This window comes from Vibrio sp. B4-6 (assembly GCF_963888245.1).
In the GTDB taxonomy this organism is placed as follows: domain Bacteria; phylum Pseudomonadota; class Gammaproteobacteria; order Enterobacterales; family Vibrionaceae; genus Vibrio; species Vibrio anguillarum.
This window is the reverse complement of sequence record NZ_CAWPIM010000064.1, coordinates 1-559: the sequence shown is the minus strand read 5'-3', so window position 1 is coordinate 559 and position 559 is coordinate 1. Positions and strand designations below refer to the sequence as shown.

The window sequence follows — 559 nt, the reverse complement described above, 5'->3', positions numbered from 1 at the left end:
TCTAGTCACAATCAAACTATTTTGGAATATATCACAATGAAAAAATTAACAATTCTAGCTCTTTCATCACTGGCTTTCTTCTCATCTAACACTTTTGCTAGAGATGATGTGGGTAATTATTCGATTAAAAAGGCAATGAGCTCCGAAGTGGCTAAATCTAAATTAGGCTCTGAAGTTTCATTTTACTTTGGCGAGCAGAGTTACGGCAAAGTTCTCAAAGAATTAGGTGAATTTAAAACCAGTAAAAAAACGAACGCTTTCAATAAAACAGATGAAGAAGCGTGCAACTGGGTTTTTCTTTCTGCCATGATTGCTCTTAAAGACAGAGCGATAAAAGAGGGTGGAAATGTAGTAGTTAATATCAAATCAAATTACAAAAACAACCTCACTTCAAGCAACGATACTTTTCAATGTGGTGCTGGAGCCGTAATGGCTGGAGTTGCATTGAGTGGTGAAGTTGTGAAGCTCAAAAAATAAGCATAACAAACGGTTAAAGAGGGATTGCCAACGCTCGTCGACTTTAGTTCAAAATTGAAATTCAGCGTTTACGGCGTGTTTT

Annotated in this window: 1 protein-coding gene; it reads left to right on the top strand. The window is 36.7% G+C overall.

The genetic code is table 11. From position 1 onward, the window contains the following. Nucleotides 1-36 precede the first annotated feature (36 nt). Nucleotides 37-477, top strand: coding sequence for an excinuclease (locus AACV20_RS14200; RefSeq protein ID WP_170908094.1), 441 nt, complete (start codon nucleotides 37-39; stop codon nucleotides 475-477). Nucleotides 478-559: the final 82 nt, after the last annotated feature.

Bases quoted from the DNA above. Each gene is read 5' to 3' on its own strand.
- AACV20_RS14200 (WP_170908094.1), top strand. From the start codon at position 37: ATGAAAAAATTAACAATTCTAGCTCTTTCATCACTGGCTTTCTTCTCA.